This is a genomic window from Pseudomonas petrae, from assembly GCF_021728295.1.
In the GTDB taxonomy this organism is placed as follows: domain Bacteria; phylum Pseudomonadota; class Gammaproteobacteria; order Pseudomonadales; family Pseudomonadaceae; genus Aquipseudomonas; species Aquipseudomonas petrae.
This window is the reverse complement of sequence record NZ_JAKJXE010000007.1, coordinates 275,481-297,470: the sequence shown is the minus strand read 5'-3', so window position 1 is coordinate 297,470 and position 21,990 is coordinate 275,481. Positions and strand designations below refer to the sequence as shown.

At 61.7% G+C, this 21,990-nt stretch carries 26 protein-coding genes; 5 read left to right on the top strand and 21 right to left on the bottom strand.

Features of this window, described 5'->3' with window-relative positions; translation table 11 throughout:
* The first annotated feature begins 89 nt into the window (after positions 1-89).
* Positions 90-1,049, top strand: a complete 960-nt coding sequence (cbpA, locus tag L4G42_RS14735; RefSeq protein ID WP_237251905.1) for a curved DNA-binding protein — start codon at positions 90-92, stop codon at positions 1,047-1,049.
* Positions 1,050-1,051: 2 nt separating this feature from the next.
* The gene (locus L4G42_RS14730) at positions 1,052-1,348 is read left to right on the top strand and encodes a chaperone modulator CbpM (protein ID WP_237251906.1); all 297 of its coding nucleotides are present in this window, start codon (positions 1,052-1,054) and stop codon (positions 1,346-1,348) included.
* 233 nt (positions 1,349-1,581) lie between these two features.
* Here L4G42_RS14730 and L4G42_RS14725 read toward each other — a convergent pair whose 3' ends face one another.
* A complete protein-coding gene (locus L4G42_RS14725; RefSeq protein ID WP_237251907.1) occupies positions 1,582-2,715 on the bottom strand; it encodes a sensor histidine kinase in 1,134 nt (377 codons plus the stop codon).
* 254 nt (positions 2,716-2,969) lie between these two features.
* Between L4G42_RS14725 and L4G42_RS14720 the strand changes: the two genes are divergently transcribed.
* The 3 genes from L4G42_RS14720 (at position 2,970) to L4G42_RS14710 (ending at position 4,211) form a co-directional block, all read left to right on the top strand.
* Positions 2,970-3,326, top strand: a complete 357-nt coding sequence (locus L4G42_RS14720; protein WP_237251908.1) for a thioredoxin family protein — start codon at positions 2,970-2,972, stop codon at positions 3,324-3,326.
* Between the two features lie 209 nt (positions 3,327-3,535).
* Positions 3,536-3,886 (top strand): thioredoxin family protein, encoded by a 351-nt coding sequence (locus L4G42_RS14715; RefSeq protein ID WP_237251909.1) that lies wholly within the window; start codon positions 3,536-3,538, stop codon positions 3,884-3,886.
* Positions 3,887-3,938: 52 nt separating this feature from the next.
* Positions 3,939-4,211: a hypothetical protein gene (locus tag L4G42_RS14710; RefSeq protein ID WP_237251910.1), complete on the top strand. Its 273-nt coding sequence runs from the start codon at positions 3,939-3,941 to the stop codon at positions 4,209-4,211.
* A gap of 105 nt (positions 4,212-4,316) precedes the next feature.
* On the opposite strand, the gene ureC is transcribed toward L4G42_RS14710, so the two are convergent.
* From ureC to cbiE, 20 genes are all read right to left on the bottom strand, one after another.
* Positions 4,317-6,017, bottom strand: coding sequence for an urease subunit alpha (gene ureC, locus L4G42_RS14705; RefSeq protein ID WP_237251911.1), 1,701 nt, complete (start codon positions 6,015-6,017; stop codon positions 4,317-4,319).
* A 241-nt stretch (positions 6,018-6,258) separates the two neighbouring features.
* A complete protein-coding gene (locus tag L4G42_RS14700) occupies positions 6,259-6,564 on the bottom strand; it encodes an urease subunit beta (RefSeq protein WP_237251912.1) in 306 nt (101 codons plus the stop codon).
* Positions 6,561-7,097, bottom strand: a complete 537-nt coding sequence (locus tag L4G42_RS14695) for a GNAT family N-acetyltransferase (RefSeq protein WP_237251913.1) — start codon at positions 7,095-7,097, stop codon at positions 6,561-6,563. Before L4G42_RS14695 ends, L4G42_RS14700 begins: the two co-directional genes overlap by 4 nt.
* Positions 7,098-7,124: 27 nt before the next feature.
* Positions 7,125-7,676 carry a GNAT family N-acetyltransferase gene (locus L4G42_RS14690; RefSeq protein ID WP_237251914.1) on the bottom strand — a complete coding sequence of 184 codons (552 nt, stop codon included), beginning with the start codon at positions 7,674-7,676 and terminating at the stop codon, positions 7,125-7,127.
* Between the two features lie 43 nt (positions 7,677-7,719).
* Positions 7,720-8,022 carry an urease subunit gamma gene (locus L4G42_RS14685; RefSeq protein WP_237251915.1) on the bottom strand — a complete coding sequence of 101 codons (303 nt, stop codon included), beginning with the start codon at positions 8,020-8,022 and terminating at the stop codon, positions 7,720-7,722.
* A gap of 167 nt (positions 8,023-8,189) precedes the next feature.
* On the bottom strand, positions 8,190-9,035 hold the full coding sequence (locus tag L4G42_RS14680; RefSeq protein ID WP_237251916.1) for an urease accessory protein UreD: 846 nt from the start codon (positions 9,033-9,035) through the stop codon (positions 8,190-8,192).
* A gap of 49 nt (positions 9,036-9,084) precedes the next feature.
* Positions 9,085-9,783, bottom strand: a complete 699-nt coding sequence (gene urtE, locus L4G42_RS14675; RefSeq protein ID WP_237251917.1) for an urea ABC transporter ATP-binding subunit UrtE — start codon at positions 9,781-9,783, stop codon at positions 9,085-9,087.
* 143 nt (positions 9,784-9,926) lie between these two features.
* Positions 9,927-10,781, bottom strand: coding sequence for an urea ABC transporter ATP-binding protein UrtD (gene urtD, locus L4G42_RS14670; RefSeq protein ID WP_237251918.1), 855 nt, complete (start codon positions 10,779-10,781; stop codon positions 9,927-9,929).
* Complete coding sequence (gene urtC / locus L4G42_RS14665; protein ID WP_237251919.1) at positions 10,778-11,857, bottom strand: urea ABC transporter permease subunit UrtC; 1,080 nt, start codon at positions 11,855-11,857, stop codon at positions 10,778-10,780. Before urtC ends, urtD begins: the two co-directional genes overlap by 4 nt.
* Entirely contained in the window at positions 11,857-13,446 is a 1,590-nt protein-coding gene (gene urtB, locus L4G42_RS14660) for an urea ABC transporter permease subunit UrtB (protein WP_237251920.1), read from the bottom strand. Before urtB ends, urtC begins: the two co-directional genes overlap by 1 nt.
* Before the next feature lie 184 nt (positions 13,447-13,630).
* Positions 13,631-14,896, bottom strand: a complete 1,266-nt coding sequence (gene urtA, locus L4G42_RS14655) for an urea ABC transporter substrate-binding protein (protein ID WP_237251921.1) — start codon at positions 14,894-14,896, stop codon at positions 13,631-13,633.
* 337 nt (positions 14,897-15,233) lie between these two features.
* Complete coding sequence (locus tag L4G42_RS14650; RefSeq protein ID WP_237251922.1) at positions 15,234-16,607, bottom strand: PepSY-associated TM helix domain-containing protein; 1,374 nt, start codon at positions 16,605-16,607, stop codon at positions 15,234-15,236.
* 86 nt (positions 16,608-16,693) lie between these two features.
* Positions 16,694-17,182: a DUF2946 domain-containing protein gene (locus L4G42_RS14645; RefSeq protein ID WP_237251923.1), complete on the bottom strand. Its 489-nt coding sequence runs from the start codon at positions 17,180-17,182 to the stop codon at positions 16,694-16,696.
* Between the two features lie 25 nt (positions 17,183-17,207).
* Positions 17,208-17,684 (bottom strand): copper chaperone PCu(A)C, encoded by a 477-nt coding sequence (locus tag L4G42_RS14640; RefSeq protein ID WP_237251924.1) that lies wholly within the window; start codon positions 17,682-17,684, stop codon positions 17,208-17,210.
* A gap of 49 nt (positions 17,685-17,733) precedes the next feature.
* Positions 17,734-18,150 (bottom strand): DUF2946 domain-containing protein, encoded by a 417-nt coding sequence (locus tag L4G42_RS14635; protein WP_237251925.1) that lies wholly within the window; start codon positions 18,148-18,150, stop codon positions 17,734-17,736.
* 86 nt (positions 18,151-18,236) lie between these two features.
* Positions 18,237-18,527, bottom strand: a complete 291-nt coding sequence (locus L4G42_RS14630) for an addiction module antidote protein (RefSeq protein WP_122533764.1) — start codon at positions 18,525-18,527, stop codon at positions 18,237-18,239.
* The gene (locus L4G42_RS14625; protein ID WP_237251926.1) at positions 18,527-18,832 is read right to left on the bottom strand and encodes a type II toxin-antitoxin system RelE/ParE family toxin; all 306 of its coding nucleotides are present in this window, start codon (positions 18,830-18,832) and stop codon (positions 18,527-18,529) included. Before L4G42_RS14625 ends, L4G42_RS14630 begins: the two co-directional genes overlap by 1 nt.
* Before the next feature lie 108 nt (positions 18,833-18,940).
* Positions 18,941-19,663 (bottom strand): cobalt-precorrin-6A reductase, encoded by a 723-nt coding sequence (locus L4G42_RS14620; protein WP_237251997.1) that lies wholly within the window; start codon positions 19,661-19,663, stop codon positions 18,941-18,943.
* 11 nt (positions 19,664-19,674) lie between these two features.
* Positions 19,675-20,772: a cobalt-precorrin-5B (C(1))-methyltransferase gene (locus tag L4G42_RS14615; protein WP_237251927.1), complete on the bottom strand. Its 1,098-nt coding sequence runs from the start codon at positions 20,770-20,772 to the stop codon at positions 19,675-19,677.
* Positions 20,772-21,974 (bottom strand): precorrin-6y C5,15-methyltransferase (decarboxylating) subunit CbiE, encoded by a 1,203-nt coding sequence (gene cbiE / locus L4G42_RS14610; protein WP_237251928.1) that lies wholly within the window; start codon positions 21,972-21,974, stop codon positions 20,772-20,774. Before cbiE ends, L4G42_RS14615 begins: the two co-directional genes overlap by 1 nt.
* Positions 21,975-21,990 lie beyond the last annotated feature (16 nt).

The following is a 21,990-nucleotide window of genomic DNA, read 5'->3' as shown; positions in this document are numbered from 1 at the left end:
ATAACATTGCAACGTTCAACGCGGCCAGCGTTCACATGTGAAACGCGCTGCGGACTGGGCTGGATATTCCAGAATTGGGTGACCGTCAGATGGACTTCAAAGACTATTACAAGATCCTTGGCGTAGAGCCGACGGCGGACGAGAAGACGATCAAGACCGCCTATCGCAAGCTCGCGCGCAAGTATCACCCCGACGTCAGCAAAGAGCCTGGCGCGGAAGACAAATTCAAAGAAGCCTCCGAAGCGTATGAAGCGCTCAGCGATCCTGAAAAACGCGCCGAATACGACGAGATTCGCAAGTACGGCAGTCAGGGCCGGTTCCAGCCGCCGCCTGGCTGGCAGGGCCGTGGCGGTGCTGGCGCGGGTCCGGGCTTTGGTGGCGGCGGCTTCGAGGACGGAGATTTCTCCGACTTCTTCAGCTCCATCTTCGGCAATCGTGGTGGTCAGCAAGGCGGTCGGGCGCAGAGCCCGGGGCGTCGAGGGCAGGATGTGGAGATGGAACTGGCGGTGTTTCTGGAGGAGACGCTCTCCACCGAGTCCAAGCAGATCAGCTTCAAGGTGCCGCAACACAGCGCCAACGGTCAGCGCATGGCGGACATCACCAAGACGCTGAATGTGAAAATCCCGGCGGGCGTCACCGATGGCGAGCGCATTCGCCTCAAGGGGCAGGGCGCTCCGGGCGTGGCCGGTGGAGAGAAGGGCGATCTGTACCTGATCATCCGTCTGGCGCCGCATCCGATGTTCGACGTCGAGGGCCACGACCTGATCATCACGGTGCCGATCGCGCCGTGGGAAGCGGCGCTCGGCACCAAGGTGGCGGTACCGACGCTGACCGGCAAGATCAACCTGACCCTCCGTCCGGACAGTCAGAACGGACAGCGGCTGCGGGTCAAAGGCAATGGTCTGTTGAACAAGCAGGGCCAGCGCGGCGATCTGTACGCGCAACTGAAAATCGTCATGCCCAAATCCACCGATGAGGCTACCAAAGCGCTGTGGGAGAAGCTGGCCGAGCAGGCCGCGTTCGATCCGAGGGCTCAATGGAGTAACTGATCATGAGCAACACCCTGGTCATAGACATGCAGGAGTTCTGTCAGGTGGTCGACATGCCGGCCGCCTTCGTCATCGAGATTGTCGAGCACGGCATTCTCGAACCCCAGGGAAGGCAGCCGGACGACTGGCTGTTCGACAGTGCAGCGCTGTCGATCGCCAGGCGTGCGGTCAAATTGCATCACGAACTGCAGCTGGAATGGGACGGCGTCGCCCTGGCGCTCAACCTGCTCGAAGAGCTTGAACGCGTGAGAGCGGAAAACCGCATGCTCAGGCAGCGGTTGGGGCGGTTTCTGGACTGAGGAGCTGTTGAATGTGCCGACGCCATCGCGAGCAAGCTCACTCCTGCAGTGTCCTGATCTCGTCCACATCATGCGTGATCGACGCAAATCTGTAGGAGCCGGCTTGCTGGCGAGTGCGGTGGGTCAGTCGAGCACGAAGTCGACTGTGCCGACGTCATCGCAGGCAAGTGCGCTTCTACAGAGGATCATGTTGTTTGCTGTATGTGATCGACGCAGCAGGGGATAACCGTCCATCACCCTTTCTTGGGCAGTTCCACGGTAAACGTCGTGCCGTCTCCGACGTTGGACACGACCGTGATGCCGCCGCCATGGGCATTCACCACCTCTTTCACAATGAACAGCCCCAGGCCCAGGCTGGTGGACGGGGTGTGGATGCCGGCCTTTTCGTTGGCCGAACGAACCAGCGGGTCGAAGATGCTGCCGATGGCTTCCTCCGCAATCGGCTCGCCGTCGTTATGCACAGAGAGGCTCACATGGTTTTCGCTGCCGGTGAGCGTCACGGTGACCCGACGCGTCGCCGCGCCATGCTGCAAGGCGTTGCCAATCAAGTTTTGCAGCAATTGCGCGATGCGTGCCGGATCCCACTCGCCCCGTGTCTCCCCGGTGCTGGTGAACACCGCATTGCAATCGGGCTGTCCTGCCGTGGCGGCGTCGATGGCTTCGCGGCAGGCCAGGGTCATCTCCATTGGCTTGCGCTCGACCGGCAGCGTCACGCCCAGACGACTGCGGACGAATTCCAGCAAATCGCTGATCATTGTCCCCATCGACAGGCTGCTGCTTTTGATGCGCTTGATGTACGCAATATCGGCGTCCGCCAGCGTGGTCTTGCGCATGAGCACTTCGGACGACATGCCGATGGCCTGCAAGGGTGCGCGCAAGTCGTGGCCGAGAATGGCGAGAAATATGTCACGCGACCGTGTCACGCGATCGGCGTAGGCGGAGGTCGACTCGGCCAGGGCTTCGTCGATGGCTTCGTTGAAGCGAATCATGTCAGTGAGGTGACTGGCTTGAGGCGCCGCCTGGCTGTCTGCCCAAAAGCGCACGACCGTGGCGCGCAGGTGACGGAATTCGGAGGTCATCTGTACCAGATCAAACCCGACGATATGCCGCAACGCCCCGTGACTGGAGGCGGCCTGATCGAGTGTCGGGGTTTTGCCGATGTCTTCGCCCTGAGCCTTGGAGATGCGCTCGGCTTTGGTCTGGGCGGTGTTCATGTCACGCGCCGCCGCGAGAAGGATCGCCTCGGCGTGGTCGCGCAGCTCGACTGAGCTCATCTGGGCGGCTGCGGGCGTCAGCGTGGCCGCAAACCGTTCCCACTCATCGACGATGCGATCGACATTCTGAACGATGAAGTCCGAAAGACGCATGTGGAACTACCTTGCTGGTGGGGCGCTGAATGAGAGCGCGCATAGTACCGCCATGTTGTTGCAGGAAGCATCACGGATTTTCAGGAGGGGCAATGTGGCACTGTCATTTCTGACAGTAGACGCTGTGCCGGGGTCAAGCATAGGGTTGAGACAGGCCGCTATCGGGGATAGGACGAATCGGGATTCTGCGATTTCAAGCTCAAGCCGCTAACTGCGCCCTCACTAGACTCCCAATCAAGAGCAAGGAGCTGACCATGGAAGTGATGACACTAACAGACGAGAATTTTGACAACGACGTGTGGTTATCGCCCTCGGTGGATAAGGGCGGTGCTTTGTCTGTCGTGCTGTTCACCAATGGAGTAAAGGCCACTGGCGAGCAGCCCAAGAAAGCAAGCGAGAAGGCAAGCGACCTCCTTGCGGAGTTGGCAACCGATTACAACGACAAGGTGGGGCTGAGTTTTTTTGAGGTCGATTATCGGAGCAATCCGCAAATCGCCACGCGTTTTGATATTCAGTCCGCGCCCACGTTCCTCTTTCTCCAGATTGAGGAGGTCGTCGGTGGCAACACCAAGGAGTGGCTGAAGGCCAAAATCGACAAGAAGATTGGGTAGGGAGTTACAAGCCCCCGTTGGGCTTCAAAACAGGAAATACCGCTGCGCCATCGGCAACTGTCTTGCCGACAGCTTCAAGGACAAGGTCGATGCAGCATTGAAGGCCTGAGGTTGGTGAGTTGGCATGTCCAACTTCCCGACAGCCAGTGCATAACCTCCGGCTCCCAGCTATGGAAGCCACGTGCGGTAACACCGAAAGGAGATCGGTCATGACGATCATTGAAGCGAATGATGAAAATTTTACGAAAGAAGTCCTGCAAGCATCCATCCCGGTCGTGGTGGAGTTCAGTAAACCGGGTGTGAATCGGTACACGGACCCCAAGACCGGCCAGGTGACGGAGCAGCCCAATAACAGCAGCCGCACCAAGGAGATTCTTGACGGACTTTCGGCGGACTATGGCGACCGGGTGAAATTTGTGCGTGTCGATCTGGATGGCAATCCTAAGTCGGCCAGGCTGTGTGGGGTCACAGAAGCCCCTGCATTGCTGTTCATTCAACGAGCCCCTGAGTTCCATCTGAAGTTTTGGATAAAGAAAAGAATCGACGCAATGTTGGAGTAGGCAACTCGCTATCGCCCGCTATCACGTAAGCCGCCAGCTCAGGAGAGCAATCATGTCGACACAGGAACTCAACGCATACCTGGATGAGCAAATCAGGCTTGTCACCGAAAAAATCCAAGATGACAAGCATGCGCCCGGCGACCCTGACGATGATGTGTCCAAAGGCAAGCTGCTGGTCTATTCATCGATAAAAAACAGCGTGAGAAAAGAGAAGCTCTCCAATCAGGAGTTAGGCGTTTTAGGGGCAGTCAACGACGTGCTTCAGACGTTGGGTTTGCTTGATCACAAAACCACATTGCCTGCGTTCATCCGGCAGTCTTCGTGATCTAAGGCGTGGCCTGTAGCCGCGCGGCTTGTCGGCGGTGGTGTCGGTTAAACACCGCCGGCGAGCGCGGCTGCTACAGGTATGTGTCGCAGGCGCTGGTAGCGGTCAGAACAGAAAATACCGCTGCGCCATCGGCAGCACGTCGGCCGGCTCGCACCACAACAGCACGCCGTCGGCCTTGACCTGATAGGTCTGCGGATCGACGTCGATGTTCGGCAGGTAGTCGTTGTGGATGAGGTCCGCCTTGGTCACACGGCGGCAGCCCTTGACCACGCCGATTTGTTTTTTCAGGCCCAACCGCTCCGGCACGCCGGCATCGAACGCCGCCTGGCTGATAAAGGTCAGGCTGCTGGCGTGCAATGAGCTGCCGTAGCTGGCGAACATCGGGCGGTAGTGAACCGGTTGCGGCGTCGGGATCGAGGCGTTGGCGTCGCCCATCAGGCTCGCGGCAATCGAGCCGCCCTTGAGGATCAGCGTCGGTTTCACGCCGAAAAAGGCCGGGCGCCACAGCACCAGGTCCGCCCATTTACCCACTTCCACCGAGCCCACTTCATGACTGATGCCGTGGGTGATCGCCGGGTTGATGGTGTATTTGGCGATGTAGCGTTTGGCGCGGAAGTTGTCGTTGCCTTCACCGTCACCGGGCAATGGCCCGCGCTGGCGTTTCATTTTGTCGGCGGTCTGCCAGGTGCGCATGATCACCTCACCAACGCGGCCCATGGCCTGGCTGTCGGAGCTGAGCATCGAGAACGCGCCGAGATCGTGAAGGATGTCCTCGGCGGCGATGGTTTCGCGGCGGATGCGACTCTCGGCAAACGCGACGTCTTCGGCGATGCTCGGGTCCAGGTGATGGCAAACCATCAGCATGTCCAGGTGCTCGTCGATGGTGTTGCGGGTGAACGGCCGGGTCGGGTTGGTTGAGCTCGGCAGCACGTTGGCGAAGCCGCAGGCCTTGATGATGTCCGGTGCATGGCCGCCGCCGGCGCCTTCGGTGTGGTAGGTGTGAATGGTGCGGTTCTTGAATGCGGCCAGGGTGGTTTCGACGAAGCCGGATTCGTTCAGCGTGTCGGTGTGGATCGCCACTTGAACGTCGTACTGATCGGCGACGCTCAGGCAGTTGTCGATGGCCGCGGGCGTGGTGCCCCAGTCTTCGTGCAGCTTGAGGCCGATGGCACCGGCCTTGACCTGTTCAATCAGCGGCTCGGGCAGGCTGACGTTGCCCTTGCCGGTGAAACCAATGTTCATGGGGAACGCTTCGGCGGCTTGCAGCATGCGCATCATGTGCCACTTTCCGGGCGTGACCGTGGTCGCATTGGTGCCTGTCGCCGGGCCGGTGCCGCCGCCGATCATGGTGGTGACGCCACTCATCAACGCCTCTTCGATCTGCTGCGGGCAGATGAAGTGGATGTGCGTGTCGACGCCGCCGGCGGTGAGGATCATGCCTTCGCCGGCGATGACTTCGGTCGCGGCACCGATGGCGATGGTGACCCCGGGCTGGATGTCCGGGTTGCCGGCCTTGCCGATGGCCGCGATGCGCCCGTCTTTGAGTCCGACATCGGCTTTGACGATGCCCCAGTGATCGATGATCAGCGCGTTGGTGATCAGCGTGTCGACAACTTCGGCGGCAACGCCCTGGCCCTGGCCCATGCCGTCACGAATGACCTTGCCGCCTCCGAACTTCACTTCCTCGCCATAGACAGTGAAATCCTGCTCGACCTCGATCCACAGCTCGGTGTCGGCCAGACGCACACGGTCGCCGACAGTGGGGCCGAACATGTCGGCGTAGGCTTGTCTGGAAATTTTCATGGCGATTCCTTGAATTCATGGATCGTTCCCACGCTCTGCGTGGTAACGCCTCGCTGGACGCTCTGCGTCCGATGTATGACGCGGAGCGTCAGGGGCTGCATTCCCACGCAGAGCGTGGGAACGATCAACAGCGCTCTACCTGTAGGAGCGCGCTTGCCCGCGAATGCGTCGTGTCATACGACATTGATTTCGGCTACAGAAACCGATTCGCGGGCAAGCGCGCTCCTACACAGAAACAGCGCTACAAATCCCCCATCACCCGCCCGGCAAACCCGAAAACCCGCCTTGACCCGGCCAGGTCCACCAGCTCCACTTCCCGCGCCTGCCCCGGCTCGAAGCGCACGGCGGTGCCGGCGGGGATGTTCAGGCGCATGCCTCGGCTGGCGGCGCGGTCGAAGGTCAGGGCGTCGTTGGTTTCAAAAAAGTGGAAATGCGAGCCGACCTGAATCGGCCGGTCGCCGCTGTTGGCGACGCTGAGGGTGATGGTGCGGCGACCGGCGTTGAGCTCGATGTCGCCCGGCTGGATCTGGTATTCACCAGGAATCATGCGCTCTTCCTCGACAGTAACTTGTAGTAAATGGCCGTGGCCTTGTATTCGCCGTCGGGGTTGCAGGCGTAGTCCGGCAGCAAGCCGGACAGCTCGTAACCCAGCGCGCGATAAAAATTCTCAGCATCGGAGCCTGCCAGCGTGTCCAGAAACAACAGCCCGCGCTGATGCTGCTGCGCTGTCTGTTCCACGGCAGTCATCAACTGTGTCGCCAGCCCGCGCCGGCGCGCCTGACTGAGTACCAGCAATTTCTGCACCTCCGCGCGGTTCAGGCCATTGGCCTTCTGGCACAGCGCCAGTTGCACCGTCGCCAGCACCTGGTCTTCCTCTGCCACCACCCACAGCAGCAGATTGCCCTGCTCGACCTCGGCCTTGACGCCGTCCCACCAGTGGGCGGCCTCTTCGCTGTCGAGATCGGCCATGAACCCGACCGACGCCCCGTGGTGGACGGCGTCCAGCAACAGCGCCACCAGACCTGGGCGGTAGTGGGCGAAACTTTCCGGCGTGACGCGGCGTAAGTGGGCGGCATTCATGGGGCGGAATCCTTTCAGAATGAACATTCAGGCGACAGGCGTGATGCCGGGCGCTTGCGAGGGTGGAGCAGAGGCGCCTGGCGACAGGTCCAGCTGCATGAAGGTCAGGTCCAGCCAGCGACCGAACTTGGTGCCGACCTGGGGCATTTGCCCGGTGGTAATGAAACCCTCGCGCTCGTGCAGGTGAATCGACGCCGCGTTTCCGCTTTCGATGGCCGCGACCATCATGTGCTTTTCGCAGGCGCGGGCACATTCGATCAGCGCTTTCATCAGCAGCGGACCCAGGCCGTTGCCGCGTTGATCGGCGCGCACGTAAACCGAGTGCTCAACGGTGTGGCGAAACCCTTCGAATGGCCGCCAGTCGCCGAACGACGAATAGCCGAGCACCTGATCGTGGTCGTCGACGGCGACCAGTATCGGGTACGCCTGGGCCTGGCGCGCGGCGAACCAGCTTTGGCGGTTGGCAAGGTCCACCGGCTGCTCGTTCCAGATCGCCGTGGTGTTGAGCACGGCGTCGTTGTAGATGGCCAGCACGGCCGGCATGTCAGTCAGCAATGCGTCACGAATCGTATACGTCATGTTCGTTTCCACGTGTTCCTGTGTGGCTGTTTCAAAGGGCGGCTCAGGCAATCGGCTGATGCACGGTGACCAGCTTGGTGCCATCCGGAAAAGTGGCCTCGACCTGGATTTCCGGGATCATTTCCGGGATGCCTTCCATCACCTGTTCACGGGTCAGCAGGGTGGTGCCGTAGTGCATGAGATCGGCGACGGTCTGGCCGTCGCGCGCACCTTCCAGCAGGGCGGCGGAGATAAAGGCCATCGCTTCCGGGTAGTTGAGCTTTAGACCGCGTGCCAGCCGCCGCTCGGCGACCAGGCCTGCGGTGAAGATCAGCATTTTGTCTTTTTCGCGTGGAGTCAGATCCATGGGTTTTGTCCGTTTCAAATAACTGAATGAGTCAGCGCTGAAATAGCCTTTGTAGGAGCGCGCTTGGTCTGGGCCGCATCCGGACGATTGCGGTGTGTCTGTGACATAAATGGCGACGGACCCACCGCAATCGCGGGCAAGCGCGCTCCTACAGATATCCGCAGCTCCTAGGTGCTCCAAATCCTCGGCGCCACCGCTTCGCGGCCCAGCAGGGCAGGGCGCAGCAGTTTCCATAATTCAATCAGCCAGGCCCGCGCGTGCAGCGCTTCATCGGCCAGGCAGCGGGCGATGATCAAACCGGGCAACTGACTCAAATCGCCGCGCACGGTTGAGTGCTCGGCCAGGTCACGGCAACGCTCCATCAATGCTGCATCGATTTCCCCGGTCACGATCAGCGTCGCGAACACCGGTTTGCCACAAAGGCCGATCGGCGAATCCAGCAAACCGTCACCGCCGACGATGCGCTGGCGCTCGTGCCACAACAGCTTGCCGTCACGCCGGATATCCAGATGCGCCTGAAAGTGGCCCTGATCGAAACGCTCGCCGCTGGCCGGCCGGCCCAGCGCAACCACGTCCCAATAAAACAGCCGGGCGTCACCCTCAAGGTCGATCCGCGTGGTCAGTTCAGCCTTGGCCTCGCTGAAGACGATGCTCTCCTGCGGCAGCCATTCCAGCGTGCCGCCTGCAGCGACGTTGATGTCCAGCTGTTGATAAGCGGGACCCGCCGCGCGGTACCACTTCGCCGCGCCGGGGCTGGTCAATTGCGCCCAGGCGTTGGCGCCGACGCTGGCGCTGATGTCCAGCCGATCGCCGCCGGCAATGCCGCCCGGCGGGTGAACGATGATGTGTTGGCAGACCTGCGGGCCTTCGGCATATAGATGCTTTTGCACCCGCAATGGACCTTTGTGACGCCGCTGGGTCGGGCGCGTGCTGTCGCCGAAACGCCCATACGCCAGCTCCAGCTCGGCATGCCAGCTGGGGGTGAACAGGGCGGTGTGGGCAGGAAGATTCATAAGTCGATTATCGTGTTATCGAAGGACCGTACCTTAGCTGATCGGCGCATTAAATAGTGACCAGACCCCGAACGCCTTCGGCTTCCATGTTTTCGCCACGGCCCTGCTGGACGATCTCGCCGCGGGACATGACGATGTACTGATCCGCCAGCTCGGCGGCGAAGTCGTAGAACTGCTCGACCAGCAGGATCGCCATGTCACCGCGCTCGGCGAGCTTCTTGATCACGGCGCCAATCTCCTTGATCACCGAGGGCTGAATGCCTTCTGTGGGCTCGTCGAGAATCAGCAGGCGAGGACGACTGGCCAGGGCGCGACCGATCGCCAGTTGCTGTTGCTGACCGCCGGACAGGTCGCCACCGCGCCGGTGCTTCATCTGCAGCAACACCGGGAACAGCTCGTAAATGAACGGCGGGACTTCCTTGGCCTCCGAGCCCGGGAAGCGCGACAGGCCCATCAACAGGTTTTCCTCAACGGTCAGCCGCCCGAAAATCTCCCGGCCCTGGGGCACGTAGGCGATCCCGGAATGCACACGCTGGTGGGGCTTGAAGCCGGTGATCGGCTTGCCTTCCCACTGCACCACGCCTTCTTTGGCGGGCAGCAGCCCCATCAGCACTTTCAACAGCGTGGTCTTGCCCACGCCGTTACGACCGAGCAGGCACGTGACCTCGCCGATGTTCACGTCAAACGACAGACCCCGGAGGATGTGGCTGCCGCCGTAGTATTGGTGGAGCTTTTCGACTTGGAGCATGGCCAGTTTCTCAAGAAATCCTATGATCGTTCCCACGCTCTGCGTGGTAACGCCGCATCAGACGCTCTGCGTCTGCTGGGTGACGCGGAGCGTCACCGGATGCATTCCCACGCGGAGCGAGGGAACGATCAGCAGTCGGCGGTTCACCGCCCCAGATAAACCTCAATCACCCGCTCATCCGCCTGCACATCTTCCAGCGATCCTTCCGCCAGCACGCTGCCCTGGTGCAGGACGGTGACGTGGTCAGCGATGGTGCCGACGAACCCCATGTCGTGCTCGACCACCATCAACGAGTGCTTGCCGGCCAGGCTTTTGAACAGCTCGGCGGTGAATTCGGTTTCGGCGTCGGTCATGCCAGCGACGGGCTCATCGAGCAGCAGCAGTTGCGGGTCCTGGACCAGCAGCATGCCGATCTCCAGAAACTGCTTCTGGCCGTGGGACAACAGCCCGGCGGGGCGTGACATCGATGACGTGAGGCGAATGGTCTCCAGCACCTCATCAATGCGGTCGCGCTGTTCGCCGTTGAGCCTGGCCCGCAGGCTGGCCCAGACCGATTTGTCTGTCTTCTGCGCCAGCTCCAGGTTTTCGAACACGCTCAGCGCTTCGAACACCGTGGGCTTCTGAAACTTGCGGCCGATCCCTGCCTGGGCGATCTGCACTTCGCTCATCTTGGTCAGGTCCAGGGTTTCGCCGAACCAGGCCTTGCCGTGACTGGGGCGGGTTTTGCCGGTGATCACGTCCATCAGCGTGGTCTTGCCCGCGCCATTGGGGCCGATGATGCAGCGCAGCTCGCCGACGCGGATGTACAGATTCAGATCGTTGAGGGCCTTGAAACCGTCGAAACTGACGCTGATGTCTTCGAGCGTCAGGATCGTGCCGTGCAAGGTATTCAGTCCCTTGCCGGCGACCTGCCCGAGACCGATGGCGTCGCGGCTGGTGCCGGCGTCGCTGTTCGGGTCGAGCACTGGATCAAACGCAGGAGTCGGAGTGCTCTTCATGGCTCGCTCCTTTTCTTGATCAGGCCGATCACGCCTTTGGGCAGGTACAACGTCACCACGATGAACAGCGCGCCAAGGAAGAACAGCCAGTATTCAGGGAAGGCCACGGTGAACCAGCTCTTCATGCCATTGACCAGACCGGCGCCGAGCAGCGGGCCAATCAACGTGCCGCGACCGCCCAGGGCTACCCAGACGGCTGCTTCAATGGAGTTGGTCGGCGACATCTCGCTCGGGTTGATGATGCCGACCTGCGGCACATACAACGCCCCGGCCAGGCCGCACAGCACGGCGCTCAACACCCACACGAACAGCTTGAACCCGCGCGGATCGTAGCCGCAGAACATCAGGCGGTTCTCTGCATCGCGCACGGCGGTCAACACACGACCGAACTTGCTGTGCGCCAGACGCCAGCCGACAAACAGGCTGCCCGCGAGCAACACCACCGTGAGCAGAAACAACACCGCGCGGGTGCCTTGGGAGGTGATGCTGAACCCCAGAATGCTGCGAAAGTTGGTGAAGCCGTTATTGCCGCCAAAGCCGGTTTCGTTGCGGAAGAACAGCAGCATGCCGGCAAAGGTCAGGGCCTGAGTCATGATCGAGAAGTACACGCCCTTGATCCGCGAGCGGAAGGCGAAGAAGCCGAACACCAGCGCCAGCAACCCCGGCGCCAGCACCACCAGGCACATCGCCCAGAGGAAATGCTGCGTGCCCACCCAGTACCACGGCAGTTCGGTCCACGACAGAAAGGTCATGAACGCCGGCAGGCTGTCACCCGACGCTTCTCGCATCAGGTACATGCCCATCGCGTAACCGCCCAGGGCGAAGAACAGCCCGTGGCCGAGGGACAACAGGCCTGCGTAGCCCCAGACCAGATCCAGCGCCAGCGCGACGATCGCGTAGCAGAGGATCTTGCCCACCAGCGTCAGCGTATAAGCCGACACCTGCAGGCTGTTGCTTTCAGGCAGCAGGGATAACAACGGCAGGGCGATCAGCAGGGCAAGAATCACCACGCCGACCGCGACCGTGACTTGGGTGCCGGCACGTTGCGCGGCAGTGACCATCAATGGCTGATTCATCAGTCGATCACCCGTCCTTTGAGTGCGAAGAGGCCTTGCGGACGTTTCTGAATGAACAGAATGATCAGCGCCAGGATCAGGATCTTGCCCAGTACGGCGCCGATCTGCGGTTCGAGGATCTTGTTGGCGATGCCCAATCCGAAGGCCGCCGTGACGCTGCCAGCCAGTTGACCGACGCCGCCGAGCACGACCACGAGGAAGGAGTCGATGATGTAGCTCTGGCCCAGGTCGGGGCCGACGTTGCCAATCTGACTCAGTGCCACGCCACCCAGCCCGGCGATACCGGAGCCGAGCCCGAAAGCCATCATGTCGATGCGCCCGGTGGGCACGCCGCAGCAGGCGGCCATGTTGCGGTTCTGGGTGACGGCACGCACGTTCAGGCCCAGGCGGGTTTTATTCAGCAGCAACCAGGTCAGCACGACGACGAACAGCGCGAAGGCGATGATGACGATGCGGTTCCAGGGCAGCACGAGGTTGGGCAGCACCTGAATGCCGCCCGACAGCCATTCCGGGTTGGCCACTTCGACGTTCTGCGCGCCGAACACCACGCGAATCAGCTGGATCAGCATCAGGCTGATGCCCCATGTCGCCAGCAGTGTTTCCAGCGGGCGACCGTACAAGTGTCGGATGACCGTGCGTTCCAGCGCCATGCCGATGCACGCGGTGACGAAAAACGCGATCGGCAGCGCCACCAGCGGATAAAACTCAAGGGCGCCGGGGGCGTAACGCTGAAACATCATCTGCACGACGTAGGTGGCGTAAGCGCCGAGCATCAGCATCTCGCCGTGGGCCATATTGATCACACCCAGCAGGCCGAAGGTGATCGCCAGTCCCAGCGCCGCCAGCAGCAGAATCGACCCGAGCGACAGGCCCGCGAAGGCTTGCCCGAGGATCTCGCCGATCATCAACTTGCGTTTGACCTGAGCCAGGCTGGTTTCAGCCGCCAGGCGCACGGTGGGGTCGGTTTCAACGTTGGGTTCGAGCAGGGTTTCCAGCCGGGTGCGGGCCAGCGGATCACCGGTCTCACCGAGCAGACGCACTGCGGCGAGCCGAACGGTGGGGCTGACGTCGACCAATTGCAGGTTGGCCAGCGCCAGGTTCAGGGCCGAATGGACGCTGTCGTCCTGTTCGCTGGCCACTTGTTGCACCAGCAAGGGCAACTGCGCCGGACGGGCGCTTTTTTGCAGGATTTGCGCGGCGGCCAGGCGAACCCTGGGGTCGCCTGCCAGCAGTTGATGGCTGGCCAGCGCGGTATTGATCAGGCCGCGAAGGCGGTTGTTCAGGCTGATGGCTTGCGGCGTGTCGGGGTTTGGCGCATCAGCCAGCGCGGGGGCGTCTGGATCGACGGCGCCGAAGCTGTCGCCGTTCTGGATAAACGCCCGGTTGCTGCTGTCGGCAGCGACGCGGCCATCCTGCAGGGCAACCAGCAATTCGACGCGCGCCGGGTCAGGCTTGGCGGCCCAGGCTTCCAGCAGTTGGGCGCGCTCGGAGGATTGGGCCGCGACAAAGTCGCCGGCATCGCTGGCGTGGGCGGCGAAGGGCAGCCACAGGCACAGCGCGAGAAGAAGGTGGTGGAAGTATCTGGGCATATCGAGTCCTGGGAGCACCCGCATGAGGTAACGTCAGACGGGGAACCTGTAGGAGCGCGCTTGCCCGCGATATCGGTGTGTCAGACGCCATCTATGTCACAGACAGACCGCAATCGCGGGCAAGCGCGCTCCTACAAGGGAATTGTGTCGGGCCGGGATCAGTGCCAGCCCGACAACGCGTCGCTTAGTTGCTCTTCACCGCATAGTCAGGCTTCTTGTCGTTGCCCGGAATGAACGGACTCCACGGCTGGGCACGAATCGGCTCTTTGGTCTGCCAGACCACGTCGAACTGACCGTCGGCCTTGATCTCGCCGATCATCACCGGCTTGTGCAAGTGGTGGTTGGTTTTGTCCATGGTCAGGGTGAAGCCGGAAGGCGCGGCGAAGGTCTGGCCGGCCATGGCTTCGCGGACTTTATCCACATCGGTGGATTTGGCTTTCTCGACCGCTTGCGCCCACATGTGGATACCCACGTACGTGGCCTCCATCGGGTCGTTGGTCACGGCCTTGTCGGCGTTCGGCAGGTTGTGCGCCTTGGCGTAGGCCTTCCAGTCGGCAACGAACTGGGTGTTGACCGGGTTCTTCACCGATTCGAAGTAGTTCCACGCCGCCAGGTTGCCCACCAGAGGTTTGGTGTCGACGCCGCGCAGTTCTTCTTCGCCGACCGAGAACGCCACCACCGGTACGTCGGTGGCTTTCAGTCCCTGATTGCCCAGCTCTTTATAGAACGGCACGTTGGAGTCACCGTTGACCGTGGAGATCACCGCCGTCTTGCCACCTGCGGAGAACTTCTTGATGTTCGACACGATGGTCTGGTAATCGCTGTGACCAAATGGGGTGTAGACCTCTTCGATGTCCTTGTCTGCAACTCCTTTGGAGTGCAGGAACGAGCGCAGGATCTTGTTGGTGGTGCGCGGGTAAACGTAGTCGGTACCCAGCAGGAAGAATCGCTTGGCCCCGCCGCCGTCTTCGCTCATCAGGTATTCAACCGCTGGAATCGCCTGCTGGTTAGGCGCGGCGCCGGTGTAGAACACGTTCGGCGACATCTCTTCGCCTTCGTACTGCACCGGGTAGAACAGCAAGCCGTTCAGCTCTTCGAAGACCGGCAACACCGACTTGCGCGACACTGAGGTCCAGCAGCCGAACACCACAGCGACCTTGTCCTGGGTCAGCAACTGACGGCCCTTCTCCGCAAACAACGGCCAGTTCGACGCCGGGTCGACCACCACCGGCTCAAGCATCTTGCCGTTGACGCCGCCCTTGGCGTTGATTTCATCAATGGTCATCAGCGCCATGTCCTTGAGCGAGGTCTCGGAGATGGCCATGGTGCCGGACAAAGAATGCAGAATGCCGACCTTGATGGTCTCGGCCGCCTGAGCGGTCCAGGTCAAACCCATCGCTGCGATCGATGCAGACAAAGTGAACGCTTTCAGCAAACTACGACGCTTCATTGGCTAGCTCCATTCTTTGATTTTTTTAGATGACGGCTGTTGGCGGTGCAGAGTTGAGTCTGCTTAGGCTTTAGCAAACGCTGGGCCAAGGCTGTTCACGTCGCAAAATGGAATGAAAACGTCGCCTGCTCAGGGCGCTGCGCACCAATGTGGATCGGTGCAGGTCGGGTGGTGCGTCAGGCGCGCTCAACTGGGGCGGGGTGCCGAGAAGGGAATCGAGTGGCGAAGAGGGGGAAGGCGGCAGGCGAAAAAACAGGTGCGGAGCCTGAAACCAGAAATGAGGAGGAATTCATCACTAAACCACCCAAAATAGGTTCCAGGCCCCGCGAGACGCAATCTAAGCTGTTGCTGCCGTTTTGGCAAAGCGCGAACGCACTATTCGATCGAGCAGCCACACCCCCAGCATCGAAACTCCCACAAGCGGGAACGCCACACCCAGCACGATCATTACCGCCGTTGCGGTTTTCCAGCGCGGGAGGTCGTGACGCAGGGGCGGAACACCGAAGCCGTTCTGCGGGCGACGCTTCCACCAGATCACGATCCCGCTCACCGAACTCAGCAGCACCATCAGGCAGATGAACAGAATCAGCAGCTGGTTTACCCAGCCGTACATCTTGCCTTCGTGCAACATCACGCCCAGTTCAGTCGCCTTGGACACCGTGCTGTAATCGCTATAGCGCACATCCGCCAGCACCTTGCCGGTGTACTGATCGACATGCAGCGTGGCGTCTTCGCGGGGGTCGTCGGCGAACACGGAAACGGTGAACACGCCGTCAGCACTTTTCGGTTGCGTGATGCTGTAGCCCGGCTCGATGTTGCGCGCCTTGGCGATGTCGACCACTTGCTGCAGAGGGATGCCCGGCGCTGCGGGAGCGCTGGACAGGTGCGCGTGATTCATGTGCTCGGCATGATCCCCGGACGACACCGGCATCGGCGTGTTTTCCATGGCCCACGGCACCGTCTGCACGCTGGCGCTGTTCAAGGCGCCGGCCTGTTTGTCCGACTTGGGCACGTCATTCCACATCGCCGCCGGAAAGGTGTTCCAGACATCGGCGTAGACCTTTCCCCACATGCCGGTCCAGGTCATGCCGCTCAGCAACATGAACAGCAGCGCCACCGAACCCCAGAATCCGGTCACCGCGTGCAGGTCGCGCCAGAGAATGCGACCTTGCGCGCTGATGCGCGGCCATAACACGCCAGCCGGTGATCTCCCTCGCGGCCACCACAGATACACGCCTGAAACCACCAGCACGATGCCCCAGCCAGCAGCCAGTTCCACCAGCCGATCACCGACGGTGCCAATCATCAGTTCGCCGTGCAGCTCGCGAGCGATGGCTTGCAGGTTTTGCTTCGCGTCCTGGGTGCCGAGCACCGTGCCGCTGTACGGATCGATGAACACGTTCACTTCGCGGCCGTCGTTTTTGACCACGAACTGCGCGCTGCCCTCGGCATTCAGCGGTGGCAGGTACTTGGTCACCTGGGCCTGTGGAAAGGAAGTCAGCACGCGCTTTTGCAGGTCATCGGCACTGAGTGAGTGGTGAGCGGGTTTGACCGTCAGCAGGTCGCTGTACATCAGCGCGTCGAGCTGCGGCTTGAACAGGTAGATGATCCCGGTGACCGCCAGCAGGATCATGAATGGCGCGACGAACAGGCCGGCATAGAAATGCCATCGCCACGCCAGGTTGTAGAAAGACACATTCGGTTTGGACATGGTGCAACGCTCCCGTCAGGGAAAACACGGCGCAGCGCGCTGACGGCTGGAAAAGCCGTCAGCGGGTACGAGTTAATTGGTGGTTTTCAGGCGACTGACGAGAGGGGCGGCGCGCGACTGCGGGCGTTGGGGAAGACGTTGCGCTGGGCGTGGCCGTGTTGCGTGGCCTCGTTATAGAAGTCGGCGGGTCGGGGCGGGACCGGCGCCAGGACGGCCACGGTTTTGGTCAGCGCCGGGCAACTGAACAGCAGCGTGCAATAGCCGCACTTGGCCCAGATGACGTGATCGACGTCGGCGCTCTGCTCGGCCTTGACGTGACCACTGTGCTCGTCGGCGCCCATGTCTTTGCCCATGCCCATCGACGCCGACATGTCCATTTCGCCGTGCATCGACATCGACATCGACATCGATACCGGCGCAGGCATTGCCATGCCGCTGTGATGCTCCATCGGCATGGATTGCGAGATCAGCGGGCCGATGAAAATCATCAGCATGGCGAACAGGCTCAGCCACGCGCCCTGCGGGTTACGCGGGGTAGAGGCGGATCGGGCGCGGATCGCGGGCGGGCGGTTCAAGAGGGCGGCGTCGGAGTTCAGCGGGTCAGTGGGCGTGGACCGGAGCGGCAGCATCGGGTGGCTGTTTCAGTACCACGACGTTGACGGTCAGGTCGCCCGCTTTTTGAAAATGTAGGGTCAGCGGGAAGGTCTGGCCGTCGATGAGTCGGGTGCGGTCTTTCAGGTCCAGCAACATCACGTGATAGGCCATGGGCGCGAAGGTCACGTTGCCGCCGGCAGGGACATCCACAGTGTCGACGTGCTGCATTTTCATCAGGCCGTCCTGGCTCACGTGCTCATGCAACTGGGCCGCACCTGCGATGGGGCTGTCGACCGCTTCGAGCCTATCGGCGTCAGGGCCATTGTTGGTGATCACAAAATAGGCAGCGACGGTGGGCGCGTTGGGCGGCAGCGCCATGGACCATGGCTGCGCGACGCTCAGTTGCCCCTTGGCGTAATCCTGGGCGTCAACGAAACCGGCTGGCAGCGCGAGGGCGATCAGCAGGAGGATTTTGTTCAGCATCAACACAGGTCTCCGGTTCATTCAGGTACGCGACGGCACAATCGGCAAATCAGACCCGGGGTGAGGCGTGCGGATTGCGTTCAGGCCAGTGCTGACGGGGCGGCGCGCGGAGCACCAATACCGCGACAGGGAAACGCACCGGTTCGACAAGGGCGAACAAGCCAAAACCGATGCTGGTCGGCACCGCAACCAATGGCATTGCGTTTGTGCAACAGGCGCAGTGCTGCACGAATGCGATGTCGGGGTGCTGGGGCGTTTGCCTGTCGATGACTTCAACGGGCGTCATCGCCAGTCGTGACGTTTCACCTGTGCAGCCGTTTCCCCACACCAGCCGCTCACCCTCGGGGCGGGGCATGGTCGGTGTCATCGGCATCGCCAGCACGCCAAACAGCAACGCGAAACAGGCCACCCAGGCAAACGCCCGGCGCCGCTTCTGCGTGGTGATTTGATCTTCTTGTTTTTTCATGTCGGCCATTTAGCCTGATCGGCCGCCAGATGTAAAAAGCCCGCCCGCGACCTTATGTCGCGCTGCGGGTTTGGTTCAGGAAGGGTTCAGGCGGTTGAAGCGTGGAGCTTCAGGCCCAGGGCTTTGATGACTTTCATGATGGTGGCGAATTCGGGATTGCCGCCTCTGCCTAATGCCTTGTATAGACTTTCGCGGCCCAAACCCGTGTCGCGTGCAATCTGTGTCATCCCATAAGCGCGCGCAATGTCTTTCAGGGCCAGTCGGACTAGCATGCCGTCACCGGTGTCCTCATCGAGACAGGCATCGAGATACCCTGCCATGTCTTCAACTGTCTCCAAGTATTCCGCTGCGTCGAATGGTTTGAATTCTTCTTTCATCATTGTTCCCTCGCCGTGAGGCGTTCCGCCATTTCCCTGGCACGTCTGATATCCGTTTTCTGAGTCGATTTGTCCCCACCAACTAGAAGCAGATAGATCGCGTTCCCATGGCGGGTCAGATAAATTCGATAACCCGGCCCGTAGTGAACACGCATTTCAAAAACGCTGCCACCTACTGATTCACAATCTCCAAAGTTGCCTCGCTGTGCTGATCGAATCCGCGCAATGATGCGCTGCTGCCCGGTCTTGTCCTTCAAAGACGTCAACCACTTGTTGAATGAGGTGGATCGTTCGAAAAAAATCATACGGGAAAGGTATCCCGGAGGATACATTTCCGATGTCAGGCGAGTCAGACGGTGGAAGTCGGACCGATCCGCAAACCCAGACGATTTTTAGGGCATTTTCGGCCTGCGTCAGCCAATGTCCCGCAACGCATCCAGCACCTCACCCACACTCCAGAACGACCGATCCACCTCCGGCAGCACCGGCCGTTTCAAGACCAGCACCGGCACCCCGCGCTCCCGCGCCACTTCCAGCTTCGGCTCGGTGGCCGTGCTGCCGCTGTTCTTGCTGATGAGGACATCAATGTTGCGGCGCTCGAACAGCTCACGCTCGTCCTCCAGGCGGAAGGGGCCGCGCGCCCCGATCACTTCACAGCGTTCATTGCCGGGGTAGACGTCCAGGGCCCGCAGCGTCCAGAACTGATGGGGTGGAATCTCCTGCAGATGCTGCAAAGGCTCGCGGCCCAAGGTAAATAGCGGTCGCACAAAGGGGGCGAGGGCGGCGATGAGTGTTGTCCAGTCCTCAACCTCGCGCCAGTCATCCTCCGGCCCCGCCTGCCATGCCGGCCGCCGCAACGCCCAGCATGGAGCGCCGGTCAGCTTCGACGCCGTGACAGCGTTCTGGCTGATCTGCGCCGCGTAAGGGTGCGTCGCATCCAAGATCAGGTCCATGCCTGTTTGCTGGACGAAATTTGCCAACCCTTCAGCGCCACCAAACCCGCCAACCCGGACTTCACAGCGCAAGTCAGTCGGCACACGCCCCACACCCGCCAGGCTGTAAACGTGCTGAGGCCCAAGCGTGCGCGCAATCGCCAGTGCTTCGGTGACGCCGCCGAGCAACAGCACGCGCTTCATGGTGGCGGGTTTCAAACAAAGCCTCCCGCGTGCCCGACGATCCCACCCTGTCGGTCGATGGCAAAGACCTCGACCTGGACCTGCGTCGGCACCACGCTGCGGGCGAAATTCAGTGCGTGCTGACACACCGCATCGCCCAGCTCGATGCCGACGGCCGAGGCCATGGCCAACGCTTGCTGACTGGTATTGGCCTCGCGAATGCTCCGTTGCAGCTCGGTATCGGCGCCCACATCGGCGGCCCATCGCGCGAGTTGATCCAGATCGATGCTGGAGTGGCGGCTGTGCAGGTCCATGTGACCCGCCGCCAGCTTGCTGATCTTGCCGAAGCCGCCGCAGACACTGAGCCGTTCCACTGGGGTTTTGCGCAGATGCTTGAGCACAGCGCCGACAAAGTCACCCATCTCGATCAGCGCGATGTCCGGGATCTGATACACCCGACGCATCGTGTCTTCACTGGCGTTGCCGGTGCAGGCGGCGATGTGCTGGTAACCGTTGGTGCGGGCGACGTCGATGCCTTGATGGATCGACGCGATGTACGCCGCGCACGAGAAGGGCCTGACGATGCCGCTGGTGCCCAGAATCGACAGCCCGCCGAGAATTCCCAGTCGCGGGTTCATGGTTTTCAGGGCCAGTTCGTTGCCGTTTTCGACGCAGACCGTCACTTCAAACCCGCCGCCGTAGCCGACCTCCTGGGCCAGATGCGTGAGGTGCTCGGCCATCATCCTGCGCGGCACCGGATTAATCGCCGGCTCGCCGACACCCAGCACCAGACCCGGGCGGGTGACGGTGCCAACGCCTTCGCCCGCAACAAAACGCACGCCGGGCTCAGAGATCAGCCTGACCTGGGCAGACACCAGCGCGCCATGGGTCACGTCCGGATCATCCCCGGCATCCTTGAGCGTGCCGGCCTCGGCGCCGTCCGCAATCAGGCGGCAGAATTCCAGGCGCATTTGCACGCACTTGCCTTTGGGCAGCGTGATTTCGATCGCATCGTTGGTTTCGCCGGCCAGCAACAGACGCGCGGCGGCAAGGGATGTCGCCGTGGCGCAGCTGCCGGTGGTCAAGCCGCTGCGCAACGGCGCGGGCTGTTCGGCGGTTTCGTCGCGCATCAGGGTTTGATCGCTTCGAGCAGGGTGATCGGCAGCGTCTGGCGCCAGGTGTCGAAATCGCCCAGCGGCTTGGTATGGGCCAGATGAATGCGGGTCAGCTCGCCGCCATGCTCCTCCCGCCAGTTCACCAGCATCGCCTCGCTTTGCAACGTGACGGCATTGGCGATCAGTCGGCCGCCCGAGCGCAGGTTTTGCCAGCATGCGTGCAACACACCTTCGCGCGTCACGCCGCCGCCGATGAAGATGGCGTCCGGTTGCTCAAGGCCCTCAAGCGCATCGGGCGCGCGTCCGCGAATCAGTTGAAGGCCGGGCACACCCAGCGCATCCCGATTGAATTCGATCAAGTGTTGCCGGCCCTCATCGGACTCGACGGCGATGGCGCGGCAGGTCGGGTGCGCGCGCATCCACTCAATGCCGATGGAGCCGCAGCCTGCGCCCACGTCCCACAGCAATTCACCAGGAACGGGCGCGAGACGGGCCAGGGTAATCGCGCGCACGTCGCGCTTGGTGAGCTGACCGTCATGCCGAAACGCCTCGTCCGGCAGACCGCCCAGCGGCGACAGACGCAGCGCATCTGGCTGTGCACGGCATTCGATGGCGACCAGGTTCAGCGCAGCGATTTCAGGATCGGACCATTCATTGGCCGTCGCATCCACTCGTCGCTCCGAGGCGCCGCCCAGATGTTCTAGCACCGTCATCTGGCTCGGGCCAAAACCGCGCTCACGCAGTAGCGCTGCAATCGCCGCCGGGCTCGAACCGTCGTTGCTCAGCACCAGCAGGCGCAGGCCGTTTTGCAGGTGGGCATTCAGTGCGGCCAAGGGGCGAGCGACGACCGAGAGCGTCACGACATCTTGCAACCCCCAGCCCAGACGCGCGGCGGCGAGAGAGTAAGAAGATGGGGCGGGGATCACGCGCATCTCGTCGATGGGGACTTGACGCGACAAACTCACGCCCACGCCGAACAGCATCGGATCGCCACTGGCGATCACGCAGACAGGCTCACCACGTTGCTCCAGCACACCATGCAACGAAAACGGGCTCGGCCACTGACGACGCTCGGCGCCAATGCACAGCGGCAAGAGGTCGAGCTGGCGCGAGCTGCCAAACACCTGCCGCGCCTGCAACAGCGCATGCCGGGCATTCTTGCCCAGGCCCTTGTAGCCGTCCTCACCGATTCCCACGACTGTCAGCCAGGGCGACATGAATTGTCCTCAACCA